The sequence below is a fragment of the Acidovorax sp. GW460-11-11-14-LB4 genome, assembly GCF_059423685.1.
Map to the genome: position 1 here is coordinate 1 of NZ_JBWKYJ010000074.1, position 23,567 is coordinate 23,567.

Annotated in this window: 20 protein-coding genes; 6 read left to right on the plus strand and 14 right to left on the minus strand. The window is 66.9% G+C overall.

Annotated elements, in window-relative coordinates; genetic code table 11:
* The 3 genes from AC07X4_RS20175 to AC07X4_RS20185 all read left to right on the plus strand — a co-directional run.
* A partial coding sequence (locus AC07X4_RS20175; RefSeq protein WP_494741089.1) for an efflux RND transporter permease subunit occupies positions 1 to 147 on the plus strand: 147 nt, incomplete at its 5' end.
* Between the two features lie 171 nt (positions 148 to 318).
* Positions 319 to 3,492 carry an efflux RND transporter permease subunit gene (locus AC07X4_RS20180; RefSeq protein WP_494741080.1) on the plus strand — a complete coding sequence of 1,058 codons (3,174 nt, stop codon included), beginning with the start codon at positions 319 to 321 and terminating at the stop codon, positions 3,490 to 3,492.
* The gene (locus AC07X4_RS20185) at positions 3,489 to 4,952 is read left to right on the plus strand and encodes an efflux transporter outer membrane subunit (RefSeq protein WP_108499808.1); all 1,464 of its coding nucleotides are present in this window, start codon (positions 3,489 to 3,491) and stop codon (positions 4,950 to 4,952) included. The genes AC07X4_RS20180 and AC07X4_RS20185 overlap by 4 nt, the downstream gene beginning before the upstream one ends.
* A 13-nt stretch (positions 4,953 to 4,965) precedes the next feature.
* On the opposite strand, the gene AC07X4_RS20190 is transcribed toward AC07X4_RS20185, so the two are convergent.
* Genes AC07X4_RS20190 through AC07X4_RS20220 form a run of 7 tightly spaced genes read right to left on the minus strand, consistent with a single transcriptional unit; the run spans position 4,966 to position 9,734 of the window.
* A complete protein-coding gene (locus AC07X4_RS20190) occupies positions 4,966 to 5,841 on the minus strand; it encodes a LytR/AlgR family response regulator transcription factor (protein ID WP_494741081.1) in 876 nt (291 codons plus the stop codon).
* Complete coding sequence (locus AC07X4_RS20195) at positions 5,838 to 6,926, minus strand: sensor histidine kinase (RefSeq protein WP_108499810.1); 1,089 nt, start codon at positions 6,924 to 6,926, stop codon at positions 5,838 to 5,840. Before AC07X4_RS20195 ends, AC07X4_RS20190 begins: the two co-directional genes overlap by 4 nt.
* Positions 6,923 to 7,213, minus strand: a complete 291-nt coding sequence (locus AC07X4_RS20200) for a 2TM domain-containing protein (RefSeq protein WP_056748347.1) — start codon at positions 7,211 to 7,213, stop codon at positions 6,923 to 6,925. The genes AC07X4_RS20195 and AC07X4_RS20200 overlap by 4 nt, the downstream gene beginning before the upstream one ends.
* A gap of 57 nt (positions 7,214 to 7,270) precedes the next feature.
* A complete protein-coding gene (locus AC07X4_RS20205; protein WP_494741082.1) occupies positions 7,271 to 8,347 on the minus strand; it encodes an alpha/beta hydrolase family protein in 1,077 nt (358 codons plus the stop codon).
* A 37-nt stretch (positions 8,348 to 8,384) separates the two neighbouring features.
* The gene (locus AC07X4_RS20210) at positions 8,385 to 8,678 is read right to left on the minus strand and encodes a 2TM domain-containing protein (protein ID WP_108499812.1); all 294 of its coding nucleotides are present in this window, start codon (positions 8,676 to 8,678) and stop codon (positions 8,385 to 8,387) included.
* A 35-nt stretch (positions 8,679 to 8,713) separates the two neighbouring features.
* Positions 8,714 to 9,283: a DUF6622 family protein gene (locus AC07X4_RS20215; protein WP_060985379.1), complete on the minus strand. Its 570-nt coding sequence runs from the start codon at positions 9,281 to 9,283 to the stop codon at positions 8,714 to 8,716.
* A gap of 40 nt (positions 9,284 to 9,323) precedes the next feature.
* A complete protein-coding gene (locus tag AC07X4_RS20220; protein WP_494741083.1) occupies positions 9,324 to 9,734 on the minus strand; it encodes a DUF2306 domain-containing protein in 411 nt (136 codons plus the stop codon).
* Between the two features lie 217 nt (positions 9,735 to 9,951).
* On the opposite strand from AC07X4_RS20220, the gene AC07X4_RS20225 reads away from it, so the two are divergent.
* From AC07X4_RS20225 to AC07X4_RS20235, 3 genes are all read left to right on the plus strand, one after another.
* On the plus strand, positions 9,952 to 10,776 hold the full coding sequence (locus AC07X4_RS20225; RefSeq protein WP_494741084.1) for an undecaprenyl-diphosphate phosphatase: 825 nt from the start codon (positions 9,952 to 9,954) through the stop codon (positions 10,774 to 10,776).
* A gap of 10 nt (positions 10,777 to 10,786) precedes the next feature.
* Positions 10,787 to 11,680 carry a MipA/OmpV family protein gene (locus tag AC07X4_RS20230; protein WP_108499814.1) on the plus strand — a complete coding sequence of 298 codons (894 nt, stop codon included), beginning with the start codon at positions 10,787 to 10,789 and terminating at the stop codon, positions 11,678 to 11,680.
* Between the two features lie 169 nt (positions 11,681 to 11,849).
* On the plus strand, positions 11,850 to 13,175 hold the full coding sequence (locus tag AC07X4_RS20235; protein ID WP_494741085.1) for a diguanylate cyclase domain-containing protein: 1,326 nt from the start codon (positions 11,850 to 11,852) through the stop codon (positions 13,173 to 13,175).
* Positions 13,176 to 13,219: 44 nt separating this feature from the next.
* On the opposite strand, the gene AC07X4_RS20240 is transcribed toward AC07X4_RS20235, so the two are convergent.
* The 7 genes from AC07X4_RS20240 to AC07X4_RS20270 all read right to left on the minus strand — a co-directional run bounded on the left by AC07X4_RS20240 (position 13,220) and on the right by AC07X4_RS20270 (position 23,563).
* Positions 13,220 to 14,707, minus strand: coding sequence for an FAD-binding oxidoreductase (locus AC07X4_RS20240; protein WP_494741086.1), 1,488 nt, complete (start codon positions 14,705 to 14,707; stop codon positions 13,220 to 13,222).
* A gap of 130 nt (positions 14,708 to 14,837) precedes the next feature.
* Positions 14,838 to 16,634 carry a diguanylate cyclase domain-containing protein gene (locus AC07X4_RS20245; protein WP_494741087.1) on the minus strand — a complete coding sequence of 599 codons (1,797 nt, stop codon included), beginning with the start codon at positions 16,632 to 16,634 and terminating at the stop codon, positions 14,838 to 14,840.
* Positions 16,631 to 18,421 (minus strand): diguanylate cyclase domain-containing protein, encoded by a 1,791-nt coding sequence (locus AC07X4_RS20250; RefSeq protein ID WP_494741090.1) that lies wholly within the window; start codon positions 18,419 to 18,421, stop codon positions 16,631 to 16,633. Before AC07X4_RS20250 ends, AC07X4_RS20245 begins: the two co-directional genes overlap by 4 nt.
* Positions 18,422 to 18,426: 5 nt before the next feature.
* A complete protein-coding gene (locus tag AC07X4_RS20255; protein ID WP_494741088.1) occupies positions 18,427 to 20,187 on the minus strand; it encodes a diguanylate cyclase domain-containing protein in 1,761 nt (586 codons plus the stop codon).
* A 38-nt stretch (positions 20,188 to 20,225) separates the two neighbouring features.
* Entirely contained in the window at positions 20,226 to 21,749 is a 1,524-nt protein-coding gene (locus AC07X4_RS20260) for an oxygenase MpaB family protein (RefSeq protein ID WP_056067060.1), read from the minus strand.
* The gene (locus tag AC07X4_RS20265; protein WP_099730863.1) at positions 21,746 to 22,567 is read right to left on the minus strand and encodes a carotenoid biosynthesis protein; all 822 of its coding nucleotides are present in this window, start codon (positions 22,565 to 22,567) and stop codon (positions 21,746 to 21,748) included. The genes AC07X4_RS20260 and AC07X4_RS20265 overlap by 4 nt, the downstream gene beginning before the upstream one ends.
* A 174-nt stretch (positions 22,568 to 22,741) precedes the next feature.
* A complete protein-coding gene (locus AC07X4_RS20270; protein WP_099732185.1) occupies positions 22,742 to 23,563 on the minus strand; it encodes an alpha/beta fold hydrolase in 822 nt (273 codons plus the stop codon).
* Positions 23,564 to 23,567: the final 4 nt, after the last annotated feature.

Here is a 23,567-nt window from a genome sequence, read left to right on the forward strand (position 1 = left end):
GAGCTGCGGCATCCGCTGGGGGTGACGATGGTGGGCGGGCTGATCCTGAGTCAGTTGCTCACGCTGTTTACGACCCCGGTGATTTACCTCACGTTTGAGGGGTGGGCGCAGCGGTGGCGTGGGCGTTCCGAGGTTGTGAATGCCTGAAGCGTTGCTGTTTATGAATGGCGTGCTTAGTTTGAGCGCGGGAGCCGGGCGACTCCCGGCCTCCGCCGCCAACAAAGGCACATCGTGCGCTATGTTATCGATAGCAAGACAACCAATAGACACTAGCGCATCCAGCCAAAAACACCAAAAAACCACCCGGAGAGCCCACCCATGAGCCTCTCCACCCCTTTCATCCACCGCCCCATCGGCACCATGCTCCTCACCCTGGGCCTGGCCCTGGCGGGTGCGGTGTCGTTCTTCCTGCTGCCCGTGGCGCCGCTGCCGCAGGTGGACTACCCCACCATCTCGGTCAGCGCCAGCCTGCCCGGTGCCAGCCCCGACACCATGGCCGCCACCGTCGCCACGCCGCTGGAGCGGTCGCTGGGCGCGATTGCGGGCGTGACCGAGATCACCTCGCGCTCTATCCTGGGTAGCACCTCCATCACGCTGCAGTTCGACCTGGACCGCAACGTGGACAGCGCCGCGCGCGATGTGCAGGCTGCCATCAACGCCGCGCGCACGCTGCTGCCCACGGGCATGCCCAGCAACCCGACCTACCGCAAGGTCAACCCGGCCGACTCGCCCATCATGATCCTGGCGCTCACGTCGGACCTGCTCACACGCGGGCAGATGTACGACGCGGCATCTACCGTGCTGGCGCAAAAGCTCTCGCAGGTCGAGGGTGTGGGCCAGGCCACGGTCAGCGGCGGCGCGCTGCCTGCCGTGCGTGTGGAGCTGGACCCGGTGCGGCTGGCGTCCAACGGCATCTCGCTGGAACAGGTGCGCAGCGCCATCGTCAGCACCAACGCCAACCGCCCGCTGGGCGCGGTGGAGCGGGAAGACCACTACTGGCAGGTGGCCACCAACGACCAGGCCCGTGTGGCGGCCGACTACGCGCCCCTGGTGCTGCGCTGGAAGAACGGGCAGGCCGTGCGCCTGCAGGACGTGGCCGAGGTGGTGGACTCGGTGCAGGACGTGCGCAACTTCGGCGTGGCCAATGGCAAGCCGGCGGTGCTCCTGCAGGTGTACAAGCAGCCCGGCGCCAACATCCTCGAAGCCGTGGAGCGCGTGCGATCGCTGCTGCCCGCGCTGCAGGCCTCCATCCCGGCGGCCATCGACATCGAGGTGGTGTCCGACCGCACACCCACGCTGCGGGCTTCGGTCAAGGAGGTGGAGCGCGCGCTGCTGATCGCCGTGGCGCTGGTGGTGCTGGTGGTGTTCCTGTTCTTGCGCAACGGGCGTGCCACGCTCATCCCCAGCGTGGCGGTGCCGGTGTCGCTGGCAGGCACGTTTGGTGTGATGTACCTGGCAGGCTACACGCTCGACAACCTCTCGCTGATGGCGCTCACGGTGGCCACAGGCTTTGTGGTGGACGACGCCATCGTGGTGCTGGAGAACATCATGCGCCACATGGAGCGGGGCAAGACCGCGCTGCGGGCGTCGCTCGACGGTGCGCGCGAGATCGGCTTCACGGTGGTGTCGATGAGCATCTCGCTGATTGCGGTGTTCGTGCCCATCCTGTTCATGGGTGGCATTGTGGGGCGGTTTTTCCGTGAGTTCGCCATCGTCATGTCCTCGGCCATCCTGGTGTCGATGGTGGTGTCGCTCACCACCACGCCCATGATGTGCGCCGCGCTGCTCAAGCCCCACAGCCCGGCAACGGCGCGGCGCAGGGGCTGGGCTGCGGCCTTCAGCCATCGGATCGGTCGCTGGGTGGATCGTATGCAGGTGCGGGGCATGCGCCTGTACCGCCGCAGCCTGGCCTGGTGCCTGCGCCACCAGCCCGTGGCCCTGCTGGCACTGGTGTGTGTGGTGGGGCTCAACGTGTACCTCTACACCGCCATCGACAAGGGCTTCATGCCCGAGCAGGACACCGGGCGCATCTCGGGCTTCATCCGGGCCGACCAGGCCACGTCCTACCAGGCCATGGAGCAGCGGCTGCAGCGTTTCCTGTCCATCGTGCAGGCCGACCCGGCCGTGGAGCATGTGACCGGCTTCACCGGTGGCTGGCAGCGCAACGCAGCGCAGATGTTCATGACGCTCAAGCGCGGGCCCGGGCAGGAGAGTTCGGAGGCCGTGATAACGCGGCTGCGCGAGCAACTCAAGAACGAGCCGGGCGCGCGCCTGTTCATGGTGCCGCAGCGCGACATCCGCATTGGCGGGCGGCAGAGCGGTGCCTCGTTCGACTACACCCTGCAGGCCGACGACATTGGCGACCTGCGCACCTGGGAGCCACGCATCCGCCAGGTGCTGAGCCAGCTGCCCGAGCTGGAGGACGTGAACAGCGACGTGCAGGACTTTGGCCTGCAGACCTCGCTGGTCATCGACCGCGATGCCGTGACCCGGATGGGCCTGACCATGGCGCAGATCGACGCCACACTCAACAACGCCTTCGGCCAGCGCCAGGTGGGCGTGATCTACAACCCGCTCAACCAGTACCGCGTGGTCATGGAGGCCGCGCCGCGCTACCTGCAGAACCCCGAGACGCTGCGCGGCTTCTTTTTCGTCAACAGCCAGGGGCAGCAGATTCCGCTCACGGCGTTTGCGCGCATCACCACCACCAACACACCGCTGTCGGTCAACCACGACCGGGGCACACCCGCCAGCAGCATCAGCTTCAGCCTGGCGCCGGGGGTATCGCTGTCGCAGGCCACCGAGGCGGTGAACAATGCGGTGGCCGAGCTGGGCGTGCCAGTGTCGGTGCGTGGCTCGTTCAGCGGCACGGCGGGGGCGTTCCAGGACGCGCTGGCGGGCCAGCCGCTGCTGATCCTGGCAGCCATCATCACCATCTACCTGGTGCTGGGCATGTTGTACGAGAGCTTGGTGCACCCCATCACCATCCTGTCCACGCTGCCGTCTGCGGGGGTGGGCGCGTTGCTGGCGCTCATGCTGTTCAAGACCGAGTTCTCACTCATCGCACTCATTGGCGTGATCCTGCTGATCGGCATCGTGAAGAAGAACGCGATCATGATGATCGACTTTGCCCTCACGCGGCAACGCCAGCAGGGCGAGCATGGGCGGGCGCCCGTCACCGCAGCGCAGGCCATTTACCGCGCATGCAACCTGCGGCTGCGCCCCATTTTGATGACCACCGTGGCCGCCATCTTTGGGGCCCTGCCACTGGCACTGGGGCGGGGTGATGGTGCCGAGCTGCGCCAGCCGCTGGGCATTGCGATTGTGGGCGGCCTGCTGGTAAGCCAGTGGCTCACGCTCTACACCACGCCGGTGGTGTATGTGGCGCTCGACCGGCTGCGTGCGCGCGTGCTGCGCGCGGTGGGGCGGCGCCGCAAGCCAGCGGGCGCCGCGCCTGGGGCCCCGGTGGTATTGCAAGGAAACGACGGATGACCTCTTTCACTTTTTCACGTCGGGTCGCCTGGCCTGCGCTCGTGGCCAGCGGCCTGTGGCTGGCGGGCTGCGCGCAGACGCCGCCGTACGAGCGGCCCACCATGGACATTCCTGCCGCTTACAAAGAGCAGGCCGCCGCCCAGGCCCAGGGCATCTGGAAGCCCGCGCAGCCACAGGCCTCCACCGCCTTGCCCGAGACCTGGTGGACCGTGTACGGCGACGCTGTGCTGGACCGCCTGCAGCAGCAGGCCGAGGCCAACAGCCCCACCCTGGCGCAGAGCGCTGCCCGCCTGCGTGCGGCCCAGGCGGCCGTGACCAGCAGTGGCGCGGCCGCCTTGCCCACCGTGGGGGCCAATGCCAGCAGCAGCCGCGCGCGCAGCGGCACGCAACTGAGCAATCAGGGGGATGGCAGCAGCACCGCCCGCATCAGCACCAGCCATTCGCTGGGCCTGTCTGCCAGCTGGGAGCTGGACCTGTGGGGCCGCATCTCTGCCGGGGTGAGTGCGGCGCAGGCCAGCGCCCAGGCCAGCGCCGACGACCTGGCCGCTGCGCGCCTGTCGCTGCAGGCTGCCGTGGCGCAGACATATTTTTCGCTGCGCGCGGCCGAGGCCCAGGCTGCGCTGCTGGGCGAGACGCTCAAGGCCTACGACCGCAGCTGGGAGCTGACGCGCAACCGCCAGGCGGCCGGTGTCGCGTCCAGCGCCGATGTGGCGCAGGCCGAGGCGCAGTACAAGTCCACCCAGGTGCAGCTGCTGGAGGCCCAAACCACGCGCAGCCAGCTGGAGCACGCGCTGGCGGCGCTGCTGGGGCAGGCGCCTGCCGCCTTTGCGCTGGAGCCCACGGCCACGTTGCCCGCACCGGCCGACGTGCCCCAGGCCTTGCCGTCCGACCTGCTGCAGCGCCGCCCCGATATTGCCGCTGCAGAACGCCGCGTGGCGGCGGCCAACGCGCAGATCGGCGTGGCGCGCGCGGCGTATTTCCCCACGCTCACGCTGTCGGCAGCGGGGGGCTTCCGGGGATCACCCCTGGCCGACCTGTTCAGCGCGCCCAACCTGTTCTGGTCGCTGGGGCCTGCGCTGGCGGCGTCGATTTTTGATGGCGGCGCGCGCAGTGCTGCGGTAGAGACCGCTCGCGCCAACCACGCGCAGGTCACGGCCGCCTACCGCCAGACGGTGTTGACCGCGCTGCAGGAGGTGGAGGACAACCTCACGGCCGCCGCTGCGCTGGCGCAGGAGGAGCAGCTGCAGCGCGAGGCCACCGCCGCTGCGCAGCGTGCGCTGGACGTGGTGGAGAACCAGTACCGTGCGGGCACCGTGGGTTACCTGAATGTGCTGGCGGCCCAGACCACCGTGCTGTCGTCACAGCGCAGCCTGATCGACGTGAAGAGCCGCCGCCTGACGGCGGTGAATGCGCTGCTGAAGAATGTGGCGGGGCGCTGGGAGGCGCTGCCGCCCGCTTGAACTGAGTGCGCAGCTACATCGCCTTGAACAGGTGCGCGTAGAGGCGGCTCACCGGCAGCCGCTCGGGCCGCCCGCGCAGGCTGATGTGCTGCTTGCCCGCCTCGTCGCGCGTGACGGTGGCAATGGCCGTGGCGCGCACCAGGGTGCTGCGGTGCACCTGCCAGAACTCCTGCGGGTCGAGCTGCTCGATCAGCTCCTTGAGCGCAGTGCGGATCAGGTATTCACGCTCGGCCGTGAGCACGCGCACGTACTTGTCGGCCGCCTCGAAGTACACAACGTCCGCCACCGGCACCATGTGGATCTGCGTGCCGTGGCTGGCCTGGATCACGTTCAGCCGCGTTGCGGCAGTGGCAGGCGCGGTGGCGGGTGCAGTGCCCACGCCAGGCGCGCTCAGCAGCGAGCGCAGCTGGGCCATGGTGGCTTCGAGTTCGGGTGAGGACAACGCCGCCGAAGGTGCAGCGGGTGGTGCACCGGTTGCCGCAGCGGCTGATGCGCGCTGGGCCAGCAGGCCCTGCACCTTGGCCACGGTGCGCGCCAGCCGGTCGGCCTGGATGGGTTTGAGCAGGTAGTCCACCGCCTGCGCTTCAAACGCCTGCACGGCGTACTGGTCGTAGGCCGTGGCAAACACCAGCGCCGGAAAGGGCAGGTCATCTGGCCATGCGTCGGCCAGTTCGGCGGCAGCCTCGATGCCGCTCTGGCCGGGCATGCGGATGTCGAAGAACAGCACGTCGGGCCGCAAGTCCAGCGCCTGCCGCACCGCCGAGCGGCCGTCGCCCACCAGGGCCACCACTTGCAGCTCTGGCCATGCGCGGGCCAGGTCTTGCTGCAGGGCAGCGGCCAGCAGCGGTTCGTCTTCGGCAATCAGGGCACGCGGGGCTCGCTCTGTCATGGTGTGGCGGCAGATTTCAAGGGAAAAGTGACGGTAGCGCTAGTGCCATTTGGCTCTATTGCTATCAATTCGAGAGCGCCTGCGGCGCCGTGCAGCGTGGCCAAGCGCTCGCGCACCTGGGCCAGGCCAAAGCTCTGGCCGGGGCCTGGCACGGGCAGGGTGGCGGGAAGGCCCGCCCCGGTGTCTTGTACCTCGATGACCAGCAACAGGCCTTGGGGGCTTGCCTGGGTGCTTGCACGCACGGTGATGTGGCCGCCTTCCACCTGGGGCTCCAGCCCGTGGCGGATGGCGTTTTCCACCAGCGGCTGCAGCAGCAGCGGTGGCACGGGCACGTCGCGCAGCGTGTCGGGCAGGTCCAGTGTGTAGGCCATGCGTGGGCCCATGCGCACGGCCATCAGCTCCAGATAGTCGCGCAGGCGCTCAAACTCCAGCGCCAGCGGGTGCTGGGTGCTGCGCGATGCGCTGAGCGTGGCGCGCAGGTAGGCAATCATGCGGTCCAGCATGTGCTGCGCCCGGGACGGGTCGGTGCCGATGAGCACGCGCAGGTTGGCCAGGGTGTTGAACAGCATGTGGGGTTCCAGCTGGGTCTCCAGCAGCTTCAGGCGCGATTCGCTGGCGTGCATGCGCGCCTCGGCCATCTTGCTCTCCAAGTAGGCCGACTTGTTGACGGCGTAGAAGTAGAACGTGCCCACCAGCCCCGCAATGGCCGTGATGAGGATGGACGTGCGCTGGTCTGCACCGGAGATCAACGCCCCCGGCGGATAGAAGTGAAAGTAGTGCACGCACAGCGCGTCGGCCAGCAAGGTGCCCGCCAGGTAACCCACGACGATGCCCACCAGGACCAGCGCAATGCCCTGCCAGCCGTGTGGCCAGCCCGTTTCGGCGGCGGAGGGTATCAACTCCCGCCCCAGGTCGATGATGGCCCAGGTGAAGGTGCCGATCAGCACCGAATACACCACGGGCGGCCCATAGGGCTTGTCGGGCATGAACGTGCACTGGATGGTGGCCACGACCAGTGTGAAGGCCACCACCTGCAGGTAGTGCCGCAGCTTGCTGACCCCGTTGAACTCGTGGCGCAGCTTCATGGCCGGTCTTGGCGGCGCTGCAGGGCCTCGCGCTCGCGCTGCACCATGCGCTCGCGCAGGCCGCTGCCGGAGCCCAGCAGAAACACCGACACCCCATGCAGCACCAGCCCCAGCCCCCAGCCCAGCAGCGGGTACACCGACCACGGGCGTGTGCCAAACGCATAGCGCGACATGGCAAAGATGAGGGCGTTGACCAGCACGAAGGCCATCGCATGCAGGTACCAGCCCAGCTTGGCGTTGGCGCGGCGGCGGGCGAGTTGGTCGAGGTCTTCGGGTGTCATGGGCATGGAGCTTTGCATTCTAGGCGGCTCAATGGGCGCAGCAACGCGTCCGCACGGGTGCTGTCATGGGCGTGGCGTGAGTGAGACCGGCTTGAGCGGCTGCAGGTGCTTGGCAAAGAATGCCACGGTGCTTGCATCCACCCGCGGCAGCACGCTGCGGTCAAAGCCGGGCGGGTCGCCCAGCAGCGCGCGGGTCAGGTCGTTCATGCGGTCCAGGGGCGGCATGGGCGACAGCATGATGCCGTGGCTGCCGTCCTGCAGGTCGGCAAGGTGGGTGCAGCGGTCCTGGCACGCGGCCAGCACGGCGCTGCTGTGAAAGCGTGGAATCTGGTTGACGTCCTTGCCCGCGGTGATGAGCCCCAGCGCGATGCGGGGGGTGGCCAGGCTGTCCATGTCGAAGTCGGCCGCAAACGGCACCACGGCCACCGTGGCCGCCACGCGCGGGTCGGTGTGTGCATACAGCGTCTCGTCGCCAAAGCGGTGGCGGATGATGGTGATGGCCACGGCCTTCTTGATGCCGTCCAGCCAGTTGCCGTGCAGGCGGGTGGTGAAGCCGACGCAGGACGAAAAATCCTCCGCCAGATGGGCCTCACAGTGCTGCTTGAAGCGGGCGGGCGACCATTGCCCCCCGGCAAACACCAGGGCGGTGTGGCCCCCGGCCGAACCACCGAACACGCCCACCTTGTCCAGCGCCAGCAGCGGCGCCAGGCGCGCATCCTGTGCGACGGCATCCACTGCGCGGGAGACCTCGGCGGGGCGGCGCTTCCAGCTCTCCGGGCCGGGGGTGGAGTGGTCTTTGTAGTTGTCGCCCGCATGCTCTGGCAGGGCCACCACAAACCCGGCCTGCACCAGAGCACGGGCCAGGTCGGTGTGCACCCAGGGGCTGCCGCCAGAGCCGTGCGACACCACCACCAGACGGCCGTTGCCCGCCACGGGTGTGCCCTGCCAGGCCAGCTGCAGCGCAAAAGGGCCGCGCTGCACGGGCTGGTCGGCCTCTTGTGCCGGATAGAACACCGTGACGGGGCCGTCGCCCTGTTGCCCGGGCAACTCTGCGAGCCCCACGCCTCCATGGGCGGGGCTGGCCGTGATGACGGCTGCGGCCAGCAAGGCTAGGCACCAGGCCATCCAGGTTTTTGTCATGGCCGTGTTTTTGTCGGGAGGAGTCATCATCAGCCGATCAGCGGGGGTTTTGCGCAGCAGCCAGTCGGTCGCGTTCCGCCTGCACCATGCGCTCGTGCAGGTCGCTGCCACCCGCAAGAACGAACACCACCACGCCATGGATGGCCAGGCCGATGCCCCAGCCCAGGGCCGGGAACACCGCCCAGTGCCGCCCGCTGCCCACCGACAGTGCGACCAGCAGCAGATTGACGAGCAGGTACACGCTGGCATGGATGTACCAGCCCATTTTGGCCCCGGCACGGCGGCGTGCCAGACGTTCGAGGGGATCGGTAGTGAAGGTGTGGTTGCGCATGGGGTGCTCCTGTGCTGAGGGATCGTTACGGGGGCTCAGGCGGTGGCGGGTGATGTGGCCAAGGGGGCGCTGCGTTGCACCAGCTTCCACAGCCGCAGCGCGCGGGCCGCAAACAGGCCGTTGAACACGCCATACAGCGCAGCGATCTGCAATGCAAAGCCGCTGTCACGGGCCAGGGCGGGCTGCAGGGCCAGTTCCACCCCCACGAGGTATTTGGTGAGAAAGATGCCCAGGATCAGGGCCAGCGGCATGGCGCTGCCGGGAATGTAGAAGCAGCGCGACTTGCTTTCGTACAGCGTGCCCTGGGGCGCCGCTGGTTGCAGCCACAGCGCCACGCCGGCAATCAGCACGGCGGCGGCCAGCCAGGCGCCCACCGGCAGCAGGGCCTGGCCCGCAGCGCCAAAGGCCGAGGCGATGCCGTACACCGACAGGCCGGTCATCGCCACCGGCATGACCATGGCCCGCACCAGACTCACGTTGCGGGCCAGCAGCTGGCTGCCGCCCAGCCAGAGCAGACCGGCCAGCAGGGCCCAGACCCAGTAGGGCGTGTTTTCGATGATGCGACCCAGCATCTGGGGTTGTTGGACAAGGAGGTTGAGCAGCATGGTGGTCGTCCTGTTGTAAACAATGAATGGAGGGGGGAGGTCAGATCAGTCCGAGTGCGGACCAGACCGTGTGGCCCAGAAAACGGTCGGGCAGCAGCGTGAAGCCGCCAGCCACCATACAGGCGCCGATGTAGGTGCGTTGCATCATCTTGCGGTGGCCGACGATGTTGCGGCGGGCGAGGAACACAAAGGCCATGGCCAACATGCCCAGGGTGACGGGAATCAGCAGGTGAATCAGTCCGAAGCTGCCCCAGCGCGGGCCAGGGCCGCCGGTGATGAAGAGGGCCGACACGGCAGTGGCCACCATCAGCGTGACCCAGGCGTAGCCGGCCGCGCGGTGCAGGCGGGGGCGCTGCGTGGCCCCTTGGCGGGCCCACAGGGCAATGGGGCCGATGGCAACGGCCGCCAGCGCGGCTGCAAGATGGATGGCGATGACGGGGGTGATTTGCATGGCGGGGCTCCTGGCGGGTTCGATGGAACGAACTGTGCCGATGCCCTTCCCGGGGCGCCACAGCCCTGCGACGAAATGCAGCCCACCGGGCGTGAAATGCCGCCACGCGGAGTGAGTGGTGGGCGGATTGGGCCGCCAGAGGCAACGCGGCGGGCGTTTTGCCAGGGGGGCTGAGGCCCACGGCGGATAATCCCGCACCTATTTGCAAGGAGTGCGCGTGGACGTTGTATTGCTGGTCAAGGCCGCCATCATGGGGGTCGTCGAGGGGTTGACGGAGTTTTTGCCCATCTCTTCCACTGGGCACCTGATCCTGGCCGGGTCGCTGCTGGGGTTTGACGATGCCAAGGCCAAGGTGTTTGACATTGCCATCCAGACGGGCGCCATTTTTGCGGTGATCCTGGTGTACTGGGCCAAGATCCGCTCCACGCTGGTCGCCTTGCCCACCGAGCGCCAGGCCCAGCGGTTTGCGCTCAACGTGTTCATCGCCTTCGTGCCTGCTGTGGTGCTGGGGCTGCTGTTTGGCAAGGCCATCAAGGCACACCTGTTCACACCGGTGGTCGTGGCCAGCACCTTCATCATTGGTGGCTTCATCATCCTGTGGGTCGAGCGGCGGCCGCCCTCGGCCACCCGCATCCACAGCGTGGACGCAATGACGCCGCTCGATGCCATCAAGGTCGGCCTCGTGCAGTGCCTGGCCATGATTCCTGGCACCAGCCGCAGCGGCGCGACCATCATCGGAGGCATGCTGCTGGGCCTGTCGCGCCAGGCGGCGACGGACTTTTCGTTCTTCCTGGCCATCCCCACGTTGATTGGCGCCGGGGTATACAGCCTGTACAAAGAGCGCGCGCTGCTGTCGGCGGCCGACATTCCGCTGTTTGCCACGGGGCTGGTGTTCTCCTTCCTCAGCGCGTGGCTGTGTGTGCGCTGGTTGTTGCGCTACATCAGCAGTCACAGTTTTGTGCCGTTTGCCTACTACCGCATCGTGTTCGGCGTCATCGTTCTGGTGACCGCGTGGACCGGCTGGGTGCAGTGGGCCGACTGATAATCGGGCCATGCGTTTCACTACCGGTCGGGTCTCCTTTCCCTTGATTTCCTTGCGGGCGCTGGCGCTCGCCGGCTTGTCGGTCAGCCCCTGGGTGGGCGCCCAGGGCTTGCCAGAGGCGGCCAGCACCGAAACCACGGTGTCCGACAAGGCAGAGAGCCAGCAGGCCGCAGCGCCCAAATTCAACTACGCGATTGGTGCCATCGTGGGCAGCAGCCCCGACTACGCCGGGGGCGATGGCCGCAAGAACAGCCTGCGGCCCGCTTGGGCCATCGAGTACGGCCGGTTTCGCCTGAGCACTTCGCGCGGCAGCGCCTTCATGGGCCACGGCCTGGGGCCCCGCGAGTCCGGCGCCAGCGCCACGCTGGCGCAAAGCGACCGCTTCAGCCTGAGTGCAGCCTTGCGCATTGACAAGGGCCGTGACGGCTCGGATGCCCCCATCCTGGTGGGGTTGCCGTCAGTGCGGTCTACCCTGCGGGCACGGATCAGCGCGGGCTATGCCCTCACCGACCGCTGGGCCGTGGGGGCCGGGGTTTCGCAAGACATTCTGGGCCGCGACGGTGGCGCGCAATGGTCTACCAGCATTGGCTACACCTGGCCCGTGACGGAGCAGACCAAGGTCAGCTTCGGGGCGGGCGCGAGTTTTGGGGACCGCACCTACGTGCGGGGGCATTTTGGGGTGCCGGCCGGTGGCAGCAGCCCCTTGCCTGCGTTCGAGCCACGCGGCGGGCTGTACAGCGTAGATGCCGGGGTGGAGGTCATGACGGCGCTCAACCGGCACTGGGTGGTGCTGGGCGCGGCCCGCGTGTCGCAGCTGCAGGGCGATGCGCGCCGCAGCCCGTTGACCGTGCAGCCGGTGGGCTATTCGGTCTCCGTGGGGCTGGCCTACCGGTGCTGCCGCTAGGCGCATCCGCTGTAGCAAGGGTTCAACGGGAGCGGTTGTGCCTGGCGAAAGTGCTAAGCTGCCGCTCACAGACAGTTACGCCCAGGCGGCCGCACCCCGTGCCATCACCCTGTCGTGGTGTGTGAAGCTGCCCCTTCGCTGATCCTTTCCCCCACTGGGGTATTGCCGCATGACGCCAGAAGCGCCCGAGTTGTCCTCGCACCCGGAGACCGCCCGCCAAAAGGTGTGGTCCAAGGCGGACCTGCTTGATGTGATCACCCGCAGCGCAGGCGCCACCATGGCTGTGATCGACCGCAGCCTGTCGATGATCTATGTGAACGACGAATACGCGCGCTGGTTCGGCACGGTGCCGGAGGAGCTGGTCGGCAAGACACTGGTGGAGGTCTATGGCGAGCAGGACTGCGCCCGGTTCATGCCGTTTGTGAACCGCGTGCTCAGCGGCGAGCGGGTGCAGTACCAGCGCATGCTGCGCACGCCCTACGGCTTTGACGAGTGGCGCACCATCTGCCTGACGCCCTGGCACAACCCGCAAGGCGCGATTGACGGTTTCATCACCACGGCGCTGGACGTGCACGAGCTGCAGGTCACCATGAATGCGCTGCGCGCGGCCAACCAGCGCCTGTCCTCCCACATGGAGAACAGCCCCCTGGCCGTGGTGGAGATGGACCACCAGCTGCAGCTGCTGCATTGCTCGCAGCGCGCGGTGCAGCTGCTGGGATGGCTGCATGTGGCGGGACTGGAAGGGCGGCTGCTGACGGACCTGCTGGCACCTGCCTCGATGGACGACAGCCTGCAGCAGGCGCTGCAGCGGCTGCAGTCCGGCCAGGAGTCCCAGAACCGAGCCGAAACCTGTTTTGTGCGCAGCGATGGCACAGAGGTGCACTGCGAGTGGTTCAACTCTGCCCTGACGGACGCCGACGGCCAGGTGACCTCCATCATGGCGCTGGTGCAGGATGTTTCCGCCAAGATCCAGATCGCGCGGCAGCAGCACTACCTGGCCAACCACGACTCACTGACCGGGCTGCTCAACCGGGCCGCGTTCCAGGGGCGGCTGGAGCAGTCGCTGCTGCATGCGCGGCACACCGACGGGTCGGTGGCGCTGTTGTTCATTGACCTGGACGGGTTCAAGCACGTGAATGACGCCGAAGGCCACCGCGCGGGCGACGAGGTGTTGCGCATCGTGGCCCAGCGCATCGCCAGCACGGTGCGCGCGGGCGACACCATGGCGCGGCTGGGCGGCGATGAGTTTCTGGTGATGCTGGACCACGAGGTGACCCGCGAAGTGACCGACACCATCGGCCACCGCATCATCGACGCCCTGCAGCAGGGCATGACGGTGGACGGGCGCGAGCTGCGCATTGGCGCCAGCATTGGTGTGGCGGTGTACCCTCCGCTGGAGGGAGACATCGACGCGCTGATGAACCGTGCCGACCAGGCCATGTACGCTGCCAAACGGGCGGGTAAGGGCCGTCTGCATTACGCGTTGACGGCCTGAGCCCTTTTCCTCCCTCTGCGCCCCCGCAGAGCAGGGGCACGGCATCACGGCAGCCGGATGCTTTGCTGGAAGTGGAAGAAGTTGCCGGGGTCGTAGGCCGCCTTGATCCGCTGAAGCTGCGGGTAGGCCGGGCCCCAGTAGGCGGAGGCAAAGTCGGCCAGCCGCGCATCCGGGTAGTTCTGGTACACGTGGCCGTTCAGGAAGGGCCGCACGAGCTGCATGAAGCCGTCGAGCCACGCTTCCATCTGGGCGCGCTCCGCCGGGTTGCGCCAGAACACATCCACCACCAGGTCGGCGTCGACATTGCGATGCACAAAGGCGCTGTCGGCCATCGGGTAGCGGTTGATGGCGCCGCCATAGGGCTCCAGATAGGCCAGCGACCAGGGGTTGGGCGACGTCTTGAAGTAGTCGATGATGCGCTGCCAGTCGGCGGGCGAGAGCTGGGTGTTGATGTATCCGCTGGCCTTGGTTTCGGCGATCCCGTCCGGCAGGTTGTCGGGCAGGGTGTAGGGGTGGTCTTCCAGCCACACGTTCATGTCGGGATAGGTGCCGGTCTTGTCCACCAGCAGCTGCGCGCTGGGGATGGCCATCAGCGGTGCAATGGCTGCCAGCCCGTCCTCGCGGCTGCCGCAGAACATGCCCTGCACCATGTACACCGGCACACCGTTCTGGAAGCCCAGGTTCATCATGTAGCCCAATGCTGCGGGCGCACCGGTCTTCATGTAGCCGGCCTGCATCAGCGTGAGCACCTGGGCCGCGTGCACGGCGTCCCAGCTGATGGCCCAGGCCCAGACCTGGGCCAGCCGCTGCATGCGGTAGGTCACCTGCAGCACCACGCCAAAGTTGCCGCCCGTGCCGCCGCGCAGGGCCCAGTAAAGGTCGGAATGCTCCTGCGCGCTGGCGGTGACGATGGTGCCATCGGCCAGCGCCACACGGAAGGAATCGACCAGGTCACTCTGGATGCCGAACGCGCGCGATGTGTAGCCGTAGCCGCCACCTTGCACAAAGCCCCCCACGCACACGCTGCCACAGGCGCCCGTGGGCACGTGCCAGCCCGTGTGGTTCATGGCGCCGTTAAAGTGGTCAAAGTCGGTGCCCGGCAGCACGTGCACGCGTTCACGTGCAGGATCCAGCACCACGCCCTGCAAGTCGCTCAGGTCCACCACCATGCCGCTGTTGACCGAGTAGCCCGCGGTGCTGTGGCCACCACAACGCACGGCCACCCACACGCCATAGGTGCGGGCTACGGCCAGGCACTCCAGCACATCGTTCTCGCAGGCGCAAAAGACGATGATCTCCGGATACGACTGGAAGGCTGGGTTTGACTCCTGCCGCGCTGCGTTGTAGTCGGGGCTGGATGGCAGCACGATGCGCCCTACGATGCGCGCCTCCAGAGCGGCCACCGCCTCCCATGTGAGCACCGGCGTGCTGGCCTGCGCAGCTCTCAACGCCGGCTGTTTTGCCGCCAAGGATAAAAAGTGCGCGACGCGTGCGTCTTTGGCAAGGCGGGCCGAACTTTTGCGATGGGCCATGGCGAGCGATCCTTCAGGAAGTTGCGAAGCCCCGGGTGTACCGGAGCAGGAGCGCTTTGACCAGAGGGAAATGGCAGGCGTGTCTTTCAGCCCGCTGTTGGGCAGCCACCTCTGGATCGTGAAAACGATCTCAGGACGAGGACAGCGCGAGGTCGCCCGTGTTGCGCCGCAGGCAGAACTTGCCGCCCTGTTTGCCGCTGTACATGGCGGCATCGGCCAGCTTGAGCAGGCCAATGGCGTCGGTGCTGTCGTGCGGTGCTATGGCATACCCAATGGTCAGACCGATCTCCACCTGCACGTTGTTCAGCGAAAACGGTGAGCGGAATGCATCCAGCAGCTTGTGGCCCAGCTCTTGCGCCTGCTGCAGGCTGTGCAGCTGTCCAGCCATCACCACGAACTCGTCGCCACCCAGGCGAGCCACCAGGTCACTTTGGCGCACATGGCCTTGCAGGCGCCGGGTCACGGCCACGAGCAGCTCGTCGCCCACGTCGTGGCCATGCTGATCGTTGACGGGCTTGAATCCGTCGAGGTCCATCACGTACACAGCCAGCATTTTTTCTGCGCTACAGCGCGACAGGGCCGATGCGAGCGAGATATTGAGCCCGCGCCGGTTGGGCAGGCCGGTGAGCGGATCGGTGTGGGCGAGTGAGCGCATCACGTCGCGCTCGCGGTTGGCGTCCAGCGCCTCCAACCGCAGCGCCTTGGTGCGCAAGCCCAGCACACGCATGAACAGCAGCATGTCCAGCGTGGCGCCAAACTGGAACGAGTGCAAGGTCCAGAAGTTCACCGGCACCCAACCCTGGATCACGCCAATGACCGTGGCGGTGGCCAAAAAATACAACAGCCAGGCGAGCAGCAGGGTGGAGCCCACCGGGTCGCCCAGCCTTGCGCGGCGCACCGCCCCCGGAATGCCCATGAGCGCTGGCACCAGCCCCAGGATGCTGACGATGCCTGTCACTGCGCGGGTGCTGAGCAGGTCGAGGGCATACAGCGCCGCCAGCACCACGCACAGCACCGCGCCGCCACGCATGCTGCGCAGCAGCCAGCTGCGGGGTCGGTCACCCGCCAAGGCCTGGCTGATGAAGAGAAAGGAGCCGCAGGTGGCCGTGAGCGCAGCCAGACTGGCTGCATGCAACTCCACCCACGGCATATCGCGCCACAGGTACTGCGTGCCCAGGCCGAACAGGTGCAGCGAAAACAGCAGGCTCCCCGCAATGAGCAGTGCGTACTGGATGAACAGCACGTCGCGCAGATTGAGCCACTGCGCCAGGCTGTAGATCAGCAGGCACAGCGCCAGCCCGGTAAGGATGCCCTGCAGCATCTGCTCGTTCAGAGCCTTGCTGTGCCAGGTGGTGGGCTTGTTCATTGTGATGGGCAGCACCATTGCGCCCCGGGTCTCCACGCGCAGCAGCAGGTCGTAGGTGTGTCCGGGCAACATGGCCACGGGCAGTGCATGGGTGCGGCTGCGCAGCGGGCGCTGGGTGTAAGGCTGCAGGCTGCCCAGCGTGGCCTGCTGGGTCACATGGCCTTCTGCAGCCAGGTACACCTCGATGCGTTGCAGCACGGGATAGTCGATGTCCAGCACCCACAGGCCGTTGGATGTCACGGGCACGGTGACCGGGATGCGTACCCACACCGGCTCGGCCCGCACGCCCAGGGTGCCGCTGGTTCCGGGTGGGGCCTGAAAGCGTGACAACTCCGCAAGGACATCATTCACGAGCAGGGTGCCGGAGGGGTCTGGCAGCACAGTGACGGCGGGCCAGGCCTCGATAGAAAGCAGGTCATCCCGCAGTTCAAGGGGGGCTGCCCGCGCACTGGTCGGTAGGGCTGCCAGCAGAAGACACAGTGCCGACAGCAGGCAGGCCACTCGCCACCAGCTGGCAAGAACCGGGCGATGCACAAACCCACTCAAGCGCGTGTACGTCATGAGGCCAGCGCCAGTTCGCCCGGGTTGCGGCGGATGCAGTGTTTGCCACTCTCCTTGCCTGTATACATGGCTGCATCCGCGAGCCGGACCAGGTGCTGTGCATCGTCACTGTCCAGCGGTGCCAGCGCGTAGCCGATGGTCAGGCCCACCTGGATGGAGAGGTGGCTCAGCCGGAACGGCTTTTCAAATGCATGCAGCAAGGCCCGCCCCAATTCCTGGGCTTGTTCGGGGGTGGCCAGCTCGCGCGCCATGACAATGAATTCGTCCCCGCCCAGCCTTGCCACCAGGTCGGTGTGCTGTCGCACATTGGCCTCCAGCCGGTGGCCCACCGCCACCAGCAGGTCGTCGCCCACATCGTGGCCGTAGGTGTCGTTGACTGGCTTGAAACCGTCCAGGTCCATCAGGTAGAGCGCTACCAGGCGTTGGGGGCTGGCCTGCGCCAGCGCCGACTGCAGCGCCATTTGCATGCCGCGGCGGTTGCACAGCCCGGTCAGTGAGTCTGTGTAGGCCAGCGAGCGCATGGTGTCGCGCTCGCGCAGCGCTTCAGAGGCCGCATGGCGCAAGGCGGCAGAGCGTTGGCCGAGCACCCGCAGGAACAGCAGCATGTCAGCCGCTGCGCCGAGCTGGAAGGAGTGCAGCGTCCAGAAATTGACCGGCAGCAGGCCTTGCACCAGGCACACCATGGTCACGGCCGCCGTGAAGTACGCAACCCAGGCCGCGAGCAACGTGGTGCTGACGGAATCTCCCTTGCGTGCCCGTGCCACGGCGATAGGCAGGCTGATGAGAGAGGGCAGGGGGCCCAGGACGCTGATGATGGCGGTGGTGGTCCGGGTGTTGATCAGATCGACCAGGAAGGCCGCGAGCAGCACCAGGCTCAGCACTGCTCCCGCCTGCATCACCCTCAGGAACCGGCTGTGTGGCACGTGGCCCATCAGCGCATGGCCCATGAACAGGAACGAGCCCGCAATGGCCAGCAGCCCCGCCGCCCCTGCTGCGTGGACTTCGATCCAGAGCCGGTCGCTCCAGAGGAACTGGGTGCCAACGCCGAAGAACTGCAGCGAGAACCCGGCACTGCCCACCACCAGCATGCAGTAGTAGAGAAACAGCTTTTCGCGCTGGCTGACCCACTGGGTGAAGCTGTAGACCACCAGGCACAGGGCCAGCCCGGCCAGCACGCCCTGGAACATCTGCTCACGCAGTGACCGGTGCACCAGATACGGCGCCTTGCTCAGGGTGATGGGCACGATCATCGCGCCCGAGGTTTGCACGCGGATCAGCAGTTCATAGGGAGTGTCGGCCGCCAGGTCCAGCGTCATCGCCGGAGTACGGCCCCGCAGCGGGCGCTCGGAATAGGGGCGCAGGTTGCCCAGCGCGGCGTGTTGAGTCAGACGGCCTTGCTGGATCAGGTAGATGTCGACTTCGTTGAGCACCGCAAAATCGATGTTCACGATCCATTCATTGCCCGACGCCACGCGCGACATCAGCGGCACGCGCAGCCAGATGGCCTCCTTGCGCACACCCAGGCTGCCGCCACGGCTGGGGGGCTCTGCAAAGTCAGGCAAGCGTTCCAGTGCGTCTTGCACGCCCCATTGCAAAGATGGGTCGGCCAGCAACGTGGCCACCGACCACACGTTCACCGGGCGGGCGTCGTCTGGCAGCACGAGTGGGCTGGGTTCAGCGGCCCGCGCGGTGGGCAGAGCCAGCACCTGCCACAGTGCCAGCACCAGCAGCCACAGCAGGGGGCGCCAGGGTGTCGGCCTGCCGGGGAGCAGGGCGTTGCGATGCATCGTCGTCATGCCAGTGCTGCCCTGGGGGGGATGCGCCGCACGGAGTGCTTGCCGCCTTGTTTGCCCGCGTACATCGCGGCGTCTGCATGCCGCAGCAAGCCCTGCGGGTCGTCACTGTCGAGGGGGGCCAGCGCGTACCCGATGGTCAGGCCCACCTGGATGCGCAGATGGCTCAGCGTAAAAGGGTGCTCAAAGGCCCGCAGGAGCGAGCGGCCCAGGTCCTCCGCCTGCTCGGGCGTGGCCAGGTCGCGGGCCATGATGATGAATTCGTCACCGCCGAGCCGGGCGACCAGGTCGGTCTGGTGCCGCACATTGGCCAGGAGGCGGTGGCCCACGGCCACCAGCAGGTCGTCGCCCACATCGTGGCCGTGCGCGTCGTTGACAGGCTTGAACCCATCCAGGTCCATCAAGTAGACCGCTACCAGCCTTTGGGGTGAACAGTGGGCCAGCGCGGCGTGCAATGCGTGCTGCAGGCCGCGCCGGTTGCTCAGGCCGGTGAGCGGATCGGTGTTGGCCAGTGACTGCATCAGATCCCGCTCGCGCATGGCCTCCTGGGCCTGCGCCTGGGCCGCGCGGGCGCGCAGGCCCATCACGCGGAAGAACAGCAGCATGTCCAGCGTGGCGCCAATCTGGAACGAGTGCAGTGTCCAGAAATTGGCAGGAATCCAGCCTTGCACCAGGCACACCATCGTTCCGGCGGCCACGCCAAAGGCGATCCACGCCACCAGCAGGGTGGCGCCAATGGGGTCTTTGTGCCGCACTCGCGCCATGGCGGCAGGCAGGCTGATGAGCGAGGGCAGTGCCCCCGCCAGACTCATGAAGGCAATGGCAAGGGGCACGGTCAACCAGCCCACCACCAACGCGATACAGACCGCTGCGGTGACGGCCGCGCCCACCCGCATGGTGCGCGCATACCGGCTGCCAGGGGTGTCGCCGGCCAGCGTGTGGCCCAGGAACAGAAACGATCCCGCCAGCGCCATCAGCCCTGCAGCCGGACCCGAATACCGGTCCATCCACGGGTTGTCGGGCCACAGATACTGCGGGCCGACGCCAAAGAACTGCAGAGAAAAGCCCGCACTGCCCAGCACCACCAACGCATAAAAGCCGAACATGCGATCACGCTGTGTGACCCACTGGATCAGGCTGTACGCGAAGAGGCAGAAGGCCAGCCCGTTGAGCAGGCCCTGCAGCATCTGCTCGCGCAGGGCCTGGCTCAGGTGAATGGGCATTTCGCTGACCGTGATGGGCAGAATCAGCGGGCCGGTGGCCTGGACCCGTATCAGCAGGTCGTAACGTTGCCCCGGCTGCAGGTCAAAGGCCATCGCAGGCGTGCGGCCAGTCAGCTGCGCTGGGTCGGACTGGCGTGCTCGGGCCTGCTGGAGCAGCTTGCCACCCCGGGCCAGGTACAAATCGGCCCTGAGCGAGCTGTAGCCAATGTTGACCACCCACGGGGTGCGCAGCGCCTCGGGCGCAACCAGGGGGATATGCAGCCACATGGCCGCCTTGTGTACGCCCAGCGAGTTGTTGCTCCGTGCTGGAGCCTTGAACTCGTCCAGGCGGTCCAGCATGTCCTGTACCGAGAGCTCGTAGGTGGGGTCGGCCTTGAGGGTGATGGCCTCCCAGGCATCCACCTTCGGCCTGTCCTGTGTGAGCACCAAGGGTTCGCTCGCCTGTGCGCTCCGGGGTAGGGTTGCAGCCAGGAGTACCAGCAGACACAGCACCCAAGTTGCCACGCCGCAACACATGCACCGCAAGCGGGCCAGCATCGGGAGTTTGCGCGGCAGCGGTTGCATTGGCGTGGTGGCTACGGCGATGTGGCTTGCTGTGCCTGGCCTGTCTGGCCCGCCTGCGCGGGCTTTGCCTTGCCAGCCAGGCCCCGGCTCCAGCTGCCAGAGGTGGTCAGTCGATCCTCGATGCGGTTGAGCCAGCCGGGGGCATGGGGGTCGTCGCTCCAGCTGTGCACCACGGTGTCCACCTGGTTGAGCAGTTCGGTGGGCAGTTGCAGCGGGCGCGTCTGGCTCATCAGCACCCGGCTCATGAAGTGGTAGCCCAGCGCCCGCGTGAGCATGCGCACGATCGAAAAACGCGGCAGCAGCAAACCCACCACCGCGTCGATGGCGCGGGCCAGCAGCAGAACGCACCAGAACAGCAAGGCCGACAGCCAGGGCACGGGCTGGTTCAACCCCAGGTCCTCGGCGGTTTCTCGCCCGCACAGGTAGCGGGTCATGAGCTGCGGGAAGGGCTTGACGATGCGCCAGGGCAGCGCGTTGGCCATGGTCTGCATCAGGGCCTGCCCCAGGGCCGGGCGCGGGTCGGGCGTGACCGGCTCTGCGCGGCCACGGGCCTGCATCAGTGCCATCAGTGCATCGCCCTGCGCCATCGTTTCCACCATCAGGGAGCGGTCGATGCCAAGAACGTGACCCACCACGTTCCAGGCGTGGAGGTAGGCTTCTTCGTCGCCGGGCGGCAGACCGAGACCCAGCCGACGCATGCTGCGCAGGAACACGTAGCCGAAGGTCAGCAGCGTATAGGCCAGCTCCTCCTGGTTGCAGGGCAGACCTTTGGCGGCCAGATTCCAGCCACGTGCATACAGGGTCTGGTACATCACGGACCGGCCACCACCAGCGGGGGCTGCACGCGGCACCACCAGGCCGTCTCCGCCAGCCTTCCATTGCGCGATGGCATGTTCGGGGCTGCCGTGCAGGATGAGATTGCGCACCGTGGCGTGGATCAACCGCACCTTGAGCACCTGTGCCACACCGGCACCCCGTGGGCTGAGGCCTCCGTGCAGCATCACCGGGAAGATCATGGCCGCCGTGGAACGGATACGGTATTCGGTGTTCTGTTCCAGCTGGCCGGTCGTGTGCAACACGCTCGACAGGTCCGGGACCACATAACACTCGGGCAGGCTGGCACAGAACAGCAGGATGCAAGACAGCGCACCGTGGTCCATGAAGAGTTTTTCGGCGCGCTCGATCTTGCGGGCATCGGCCCAGGGCGGCAGCACCTGCGCCGCCTGCACATAGTCGTTGAGCGCCTTGGCCATCTCGGCGGTCACATAGCCTTTGGCGGCCTTGTCACCATCCCCCACCTGCACCGGGCCTTCGGTGGCCTGCCAGGTGGCCAGCGTGGCGTTGTCGGTCCACTGACTGAACAGCAGGTTCACCGTGTTGATGTGCGCCCATTGCGGAGCGTCGGCGGCGACGTCGCCGGGGGGCCAGGGCCCAAGGATCCTGGCAATCGTTGCATCAGCCAAGGGGTCGGCGTGGTGCTGCATGGGTGCCAGATCGGCAGCTGGCAGCAGAGGGTTGTGGGGCTTGCTGGTCATGCCGCGACCTTACCCGGTGCGCGCCAGCGTTGGAAGCCCGCCAGCGCGCAGAGCAGCGGAATCCCCATGGCAAAGGCTGCAATGGTCCGGATTTCCACCGGGCTGCCCAGAATCATCTGGAACACCATGCCAGCCGCGTAGATGGTCAGCGGCACCATGGCGTGGCGTCGCAGGAAGGGGCTGGCGGGTTGCAAGGGGAGCTGGCGCACCGACATGCGAAAGCTGAAGATGATCACAAAGGCCACGAACACCCAGCCGAAAAAGCCCTGCACGGTTTCGCCAAACCAGGCCCCATCGGTCTTGGCCATGATCCACGCCTTGAGGGTGTACACAAAGTAGGGGTCTGCGCCCAGGTCGAACGCGGTCACGATCATGGCTGCCAGAAATGACAGCATGGCGGCATTGCCCAGGCCGGGAGCGCCGTCCACCGCCGATTGCCAGACGATGAGGTTGCTGATCACATAGCCCGCATACGTCAGTGCAAACCACATCATCGGAATGACCAGTGGCACGTCCAGCAGACGGGGGCCCAGCACATCGGTGTAGGTGTAGTGCCCGAAGAACCAGCCCCTGCTGGAGCCCATCTGTTCGGCAAACCAGCCCAGGCTGACCGCGATCAACACAAACTGCAGGGCAGCGCGGGTGCCCAGCAGATGCGCTGCACTGGTCCAGCAGCAGGCAAACATCAGCACCGAGGCGATGACGATGGCGATGGTGGTGTCATTGTGGGTGCGCACCGCTGTTGCGATGACAAAGGCGGCCAGCAAGGCAAAGCTGAGCGCGGGTAGGCGCCCGGCCGTCGGGGGCTGTGCAGACATGTCGGGTGTATCACGCTGTAACAATTTCGCCAGTGTAGGGGATTGGCGCGGCGTGTGTGTCCCCTGTTTGCCCTGATCCGGGGGCGGTGTGGGGCGTTTTTTCGCGCCCTGCGGTCCGAATTTGGTGGTAAGGCGGAACGCAGGCGACCCTGCGCGGGGATCTGCCAGTACGACTTAAGTCTGGCGGGGCGTGAGCATGGCCAGGTTGAGCAGCGCTGCCTCAATGGCTGCTGCAGTGGCCACGGGCTGCTCCATGGGAAACAGGTGGCTGCCGTCCAGCATCATGGTGCGGCCCTCGGTGACACGCAGCGTCATGGCCATGCCGACCTGCTTCATCTCTTCAGAATCGCGCCCGCCGATGAAGGCGGCCGGGCACTGCAGCGGGTGCTTGCTGAGCAGGCGGCCCAGGTTGTGCGGTAGGGTGTTGTAGATGGCGGTTTCCACCGCGCGGTCAAAGCCCAGCACCCGCTTGCCGTCCTGGTCTTGCAGGCCGTGGGTGATGTAATCGTGCAACACATCGGGGTGCCAGCGTGCAAAAGCCTTCTTCTTGCGAAAGTGCTCCAGCGCCTCTTCGTTGCTGGCCCAGCTGAACCGCCGCTGGCGGCTCACCCGGCCCGGCGATATCGAACCCACCACCTGGGTGCGCTTGGCCACGCTGACCACGTTGGCCTTCCAGCCGCCAATAAGGGGCGAGTCGATCAGCAGTACCCCGCGCACCAGTTCGGGGTGGCGGGCGGCGGCCATCACGCTCAAAAAGCCGCCCAGCGAATGTCCCACCAGAAACACCGGCTGGCCCAGGCGCTGCACCTGCACCGTTGCAAAGTCGGCCAGCTGCTGCACCAGGTGTGGCCAGTTGCTGGTCACCGGGTACTGCGGGTCGTGGCCATAGCGTTCGACCGCGCTGACTTCAAAACCCCGGGTCTTGAGGTGCTTGAACAGCACGCGGTAGGTGCTGGCCGGAAAGCTGTTGGCGTGGGAGAAAACGATGGGGAGCATGGGG